This window comes from Deinococcus pimensis DSM 21231 (assembly GCF_000519345.1).
In the GTDB taxonomy this organism is placed as follows: Bacteria; Deinococcota; Deinococci; order Deinococcales; family Deinococcaceae; genus Deinococcus_A; species Deinococcus_A pimensis.
On sequence record NZ_KI912656.1, the window covers coordinates 24,666 to 29,974 of the forward strand.

Sequence of the window (5,309 nt, forward strand, 5' to 3'; positions counted from 1 at the left end):
TCGGCGGCCTGCCCGGCGAGCGCCACGGCGATCGTGTCCTCCAGGATCTCGCGGGTGTAGTGCATGCGGTCCTCGGGGGTGGGCGCCGTGTTGCCCGCGGCGCCTCCGCGCGGGACGACGGTGAGCTTGTGCACGCGGTCCGCGTGCGGCAGCAGCTGCGCGACGAGCGCGTGCCCTACCTCGTGGTACGCCGTGACCTTCTTGTCCTGCTCGGGGATGACGAGGGTCTTGCGCTCCGGGCCCATCAGGACGCGGTCGGCGGCCTCGTCGAGGTCACGCATGGCGATCTTCTTGCGGCCCTCGCGGGCGGTGAGCAGGGCGGCCTCGTTGAGGAGGTTCTCCAGGTCCGCCCCCACCATTCCGGCGGTGCGCTTGGCGACGAGGCCGAGGTTGACGGTGGGGTCGAGGGGCTTCTTGCGGGCGTGGATCTTGAGGATGTGCTCGCGGCCCCGCACGTCCGGCGCGTCCACCACCACCTGCCGGTCGAACCGCCCGGGGCGCAGCAGCGCCGCGTCCAGCACGTCCGGTCGGTTGGTCGCGGCCAGCACGATGATGTCGTGCTTGCTCTCGAAGCCGTCCATCTCCACCAGCAGCTGGTTGAGGGTCTGTTCGCGTTCGTCGTTCCCGCCGTTGAAGTTCAGCCCGCGCTTGCGGCCGACCGCGTCGATCTCGTCGATGAACACGATGCACGGCGCGGCCTTCTTGGCCTGATCGAACAGGTCGCGGACACGGGCGGCGCCGACGCCGACGAACATCTCGACGAAGTCGCTGCCGCTGATGCTGAAGTAGGGCACGCGGGCTTCGCCGGCGACGGCTTTGGCCAGCAGGGTCTTGCCGCTGCCGGGAGGGCCGACGAGGAGGATGCCGTGGGGGATGCGGGCGCCGAGGGAGTGGAAGCGTTCGGGGCTGCGGAGGAACTCCACGACCTCCTGCAGGTCCGTCTTCGCCTCGTCGCACCCCGCCACGTCCGCGAAGGAGAGCTTGATGGAGCCCTCGGCGAGCATGTGCGCGCGGGACTTGCCGAAGTTGCCCGCCGCGTCGGCGCCGCCGCCGCCGCGGTTGCCGCGCAGCAGGTAGACCAGCAGCACGCCGATGAGGGCGACGGTGAGGAGGGTGGAGAGGACGGAGAGCCAGTTGAAGCGGCTGACGCCGGTGATGGTGACGCGCTCGACCTTGGCGTTGAGGTTGTCGATGTTGATGATGGGGTCGGTGGGGAGGGTGCGGGTCTCGAAGGCGCGGCCCGCGCGGTCGCCGGTGCCGCCCTTGTAGTTGCCGTGCAGTTCGACGACGCCGCCGGTGTTGGTGAGTTCGAGTCTCTCGATCTGGCGGGCGTCGAGGGCCGCCGCGAAGTCCGAGAGGGTGATGGCGGTGTCGCGCGGCTTGGGCGCGGCCACGCTGACGACGACGATGACGCCGATGACCGCGAGCAGCAGCCACCACACCCAGTTTCCCTGCTTCATGGTCCCAGTCTATTCGCCCACCTCGCCCCGCGATGAGACTTAGGCAACGCTCTCGTAGAGATTGCGGGCCACGCCGCGTCCACGTTTTCTTCGGTCTGGAGCGGGTCCGACGATCTCGCGGTCGTGGGCGTTCACCCCCACTTCAAACTTGATACGACTGCACTCAAGTCTGTTGACACGCTCCAAGTGTGGCCTTATGATGACTGCAGATCAGAACTGTTTCCGGAGCGGAGACAGGAATTCCACACCAGGAGAGTTCACATGCCCAAAGCCGTCGGAATCGACCTCGGGACCACCAACTCCGTCATCGCCGTCATGGAGGGTGGCAAGCCCGACGTCATCGTGAACGCCGAGGGAGCGCGCACCACCCCGTCCGTCGTGGCGTACAAGGGTGAGGAGCGCCTCGTCGGCCAGATCGCCAAGCGTCAGGCCGCCCTCAACCCCAAGGCCACCCTCTTCGAGGTCAAGCGCTTCATCGGCCGCCGCTGGGACGAGATCCGCGAGGAGGCCGGCCGCATCCCCTTCGTCGTGAAGGAAGGCCAGGGCGGCGGCGTCCGCATCGAGGCCAACGGCCAGGACCTCGCGCCCGAGCAGGTCAGCGCCGAGGTGCTGCGCAAGCTCGTCAACGACGCCAGCGCCAAGATCGGCGAGACCATCCGCGACGTCGTCATCACCGTCCCCGCCTACTTCGACAACAGCCAGCGCGAGGCGACCCGCCAGGCCGGCGAGATCGCGGGCCTCAACGTGCTGCGCGTCATCAACGAGCCCACCGCCGCCGCGCTCGCGTACGGCCTCGACAAGAAGGGCAACGAGACCGTCCTCGTCTTCGACCTCGGCGGCGGCACCTTCGACGTCACCATCCTCGAACTCGGCGAGGGCGTCTTCGAGGTGAAGAGCACCTCCGGCGACACGCACCTCGGCGGCGCGGACTTCGACCAGCGCATCGTGAGCTGGCTCGCCGACGAGTTCAAGAAGGACCACAACTTCGACCTGCGCAAGGACCCGCAGGCCCTGCAGCGCCTCATCGAGGCCGCCGAGCGCGCCAAGATCGAGCTCAGCCAGGCCAGCGAGACCACCATCAGCCTGCCCTTCATCACCTTCGATCCGGAGACGCGCACGCCCCTGCACCTGGAGCGCACCCTCAGCCGCGCGAAGTTCGAGGAGCTCATCGGCGACCTGCTGCGCCGCGTCCGCGAGCCCGTGCAGCGCGCGCTGAGCGACGCGAAGCTCAGCCCCGCCCAGATCGACGAGGTCATCCTCGTGGGCGGCAGCACCCGCGTGCCCGCCGTGAAGCGCATCGTGAAGGACATCGTCGGCAAGGAGCCCAACGAGTCCGTCAACCCCGACGAGGCCGTCGCGCTCGGCGCCGCCGTGCAGGCGGGCATCATCAGCGGTGACGCGAGCCTCGGCGACATCGTCCTCGTGGACGTCACGCCCCTCACGCTCGGCGTGGAGGTCAAGGGCGGCATGATCGCGCCCCTCATCACCCGCAACACCACCGTGCCCGCCAAGAAGACCGAGGTCTTCACCACCGCCGAGAACAACCAGCCCGGCGTGGAGATCAACGTCCTGCAGGGCGAGCGGCCCCTCGCGGCGGACAACAAGAGCCTCGGACGCTTCAAGCTCGAAGGCATCCCGCCCATGCGCGCCGGCACCCCGCAGATCGAGGTGACCTTCGACATCGACGCGAACGGCATCCTGCACGTCACCGCGAAGGAGAAGTCCAGCGGCAAGGAAGCCAGCATCCGCATCGAGAACACCACCACCCTCGACAAGACCGAGGTGGAGCGCATGGTCCGCGAGGCGGAGCAGAACGCCAGCGCCGACAAGGCCCGCCGCGAGAAGATCGAGAAGCGCAACGCCCTCGACAGCCTGCGCGTCCAGGCGCTCCAGCAGATCGACGAGAGCGCGGCCGACCAGGCCCTCAAGGACCGCGTGAAGGCCCTCGCCGACGAGGCCGAGGAGGCCACCAAGGGTGACGACGACGCCCGCGTCGCGGACGTGCAGAAGCGCCTCGAGGACGCGCTGCGCGAGCTGATGACCGCCTCTCAGGCGCAGGGCGACGCCCAGGGTCAGCCGAAGCAGGACGACGACGTCATCGACGCCGACTTCAAGCCCGCCGACTGAACGCAGACCACCGACGACCACCCGCGGGGGGCGAGGCGACGCCTCGCTCCCCCGCGCCCTGAGGCCCCCACATGCCGAGATGGCCCTTCCGCAGGAGCAGCATGACGAACGACGACAAGAGCATCAACGACGCCCAGGAGGCCCAGGCCGCCGCGCACGACGCCGAGATCGTGGACGCCGAGCAGGTGGAGGCGACCGAGACCGAGGACGAGGACGCCGCCTTCGACCCCGCGATGTTCGCGCAGGTCGAGGAGATGATGCGCAAACTCGAGAAGGCCGACGAGGCCGAACGCGAACTCGCGGACCTGCGCGGACGCTACGCCCGGCTCATGGCGGACTTCGAGAACTACCGCCGCCGCACCAACCAGGACGTCATCGACGCGCAGGACAAGGGCGTCGCGAAGGCCGCCGAGGAGCTCATGCCGATCTACGACGACCTCGCGCGCGCGCTGGAGATGGGCCGCGGGGATCCCGCCAAGCTCATCGGCGGGCTGGAGAGCGTGACGGGCACCATCCTGCGCACCTTCGAGAAGCTCGGGCTGAGCGCCACGGGCCGCGAGGGCGAACCCTTCGACCCGGCCTTCCACGAGGCCCTCACGGTCGTGCCGGGCGAGCGTGACGGCGTGATCGCGCAGGTCTACCAGGTGGGCTTCCGCATGGGCGACCGCCTCGTGCGGCCCGCGCGCGTCGTCGTGGAGAAGTCCGGGAACTGAGCGGTCGGTGTGGGTTCCGTCCGGCCACACCGCGCCCCGGGGCCCACGCGCCCGCATCCCCGTCCGTTGCCGTTCGACCTTCCTTCCTGACAGCTGACCGCTGACGACTGAGAGCTTCCCCATGGCCTACAAGGACTACTACGACATTCTCGGCGTGCCGCGCTCGGCGAGCGACGCGGACATCAAGAGCGCCTACCGTCGGCTCGCCAAGCAGTACCACCCCGACAAGAACCAGGGCGACGAGTCGGCCGCCGAGAAGTTCAAGGAGATCGGAGAGGCCTACGCGGTGCTCTCCGACGTGGAGAAGCGCAAGCTCTACGACCAGTACGGGCACGCGGGCACCGTCCCGCAGGGCGCGTATCAGGGCGGCGCGGACTTCTCCGGCATCGACCCCACGCAGTTCAGCGACTTCTTCCAGGGGCTGTTCGGCGGACTCGGGGGGCGCGGCGGCTTCCGCACGGGGGGCGGCGCGGGCGTGGATCTCGACGACCTGCTCGGCGGGCTCGGCGGTGGGCGGCGCTTCGTGCAGAACGTGGAGGGCGAGCTGAGCGTCACGCTGCGCGAGGCCTTCGAGGGCGCGGAGCACACCATCGCGGTGGGCGACCGCCGCATCCAGGTGCGCGTCCCGGCGGGCACCCGCGACGGCACACGGCTGAGGCTCGCGGGGCAGGCGCCCGGCAACGGAGACCTGCTGCTCACCGTGCGCGTCCTGGAGGACGCCCGCTTCGAGCTGCGCGGCGACGACGTGCACACCAGCGTGAACGTGCCCGTGCCGACCGCCGCGATCGGCGGGACGGTCCGCGTGCCGACGCTGCGCGGCGCCATCGAGCTGAAGGTGCCCGAGGGCAGTTCCTCGGGGCGGACGCTGCGCCTGCGCGGTCAGGGCTGGCCGCGCGCGGGCGGCGCGGGCGACCTGTACGTGAAGCTCAACCTGACGCTCCCGTCGGACCTCACGGAACGCGAGAAGGAGCTCTACCGACAGCTCGCGGCGCTCAGGCCCTGACCCGGT

At 69.7% G+C, this 5,309-nt stretch carries 4 protein-coding genes; 3 read left to right on the forward strand and 1 reads right to left on the reverse strand.

Annotated features, from left to right (window positions below; genetic code table 11):
* Positions 1-1,460, reverse strand: a 1,460-nt coding sequence (gene ftsH / locus DEIPI_RS31770) for an ATP-dependent zinc metalloprotease FtsH (RefSeq protein ID WP_045234504.1), incomplete at its 3' end; no start/stop codon positions are given.
* Between the two features lie 261 nt (positions 1,461-1,721).
* Between ftsH and dnaK the strand changes: the two genes are divergently transcribed.
* The 3 genes from dnaK to DEIPI_RS0116095 all read left to right on the forward strand — a co-directional run bounded on the left by dnaK (position 1,722) and on the right by DEIPI_RS0116095 (position 5,303).
* Positions 1,722-3,587 carry a molecular chaperone DnaK gene (gene dnaK, locus DEIPI_RS0116085; protein ID WP_027482445.1) on the forward strand — a complete coding sequence of 622 codons (1,866 nt, stop codon included), beginning with the start codon at positions 1,722-1,724 and terminating at the stop codon, positions 3,585-3,587.
* 101 nt (positions 3,588-3,688) lie between these two features.
* Positions 3,689-4,300 carry a nucleotide exchange factor GrpE gene (locus DEIPI_RS0116090; protein WP_045234505.1) on the forward strand — a complete coding sequence of 204 codons (612 nt, stop codon included), beginning with the start codon at positions 3,689-3,691 and terminating at the stop codon, positions 4,298-4,300.
* Positions 4,301-4,421: 121 nt separating this feature from the next.
* Entirely contained in the window at positions 4,422-5,303 is an 882-nt protein-coding gene (locus DEIPI_RS0116095; RefSeq protein WP_027482447.1) for a DnaJ C-terminal domain-containing protein, read from the forward strand.
* Positions 5,304-5,309: the final 6 nt, after the last annotated feature.

What these genes read in the sequence shown, in the direction of transcription:
- dnaK (WP_027482445.1), top strand. Translation starts at nt 1,722, where the DNA reads ATGCCCAAAGCCGTCGGAATCGACCTCGGGACCACCAACTCCGTCATC.
- DEIPI_RS0116095 (WP_027482447.1), top strand. Translation starts at nt 4,422, where the DNA reads ATGGCCTACAAGGACTACTACGACATTCTCGGCGTGCCGCGCTCGGCG.
- DEIPI_RS0116090 (WP_045234505.1), top strand. Translation starts at nt 3,689, where the DNA reads ATGACGAACGACGACAAGAGCATCAACGACGCCCAGGAGGCCCAGGCC.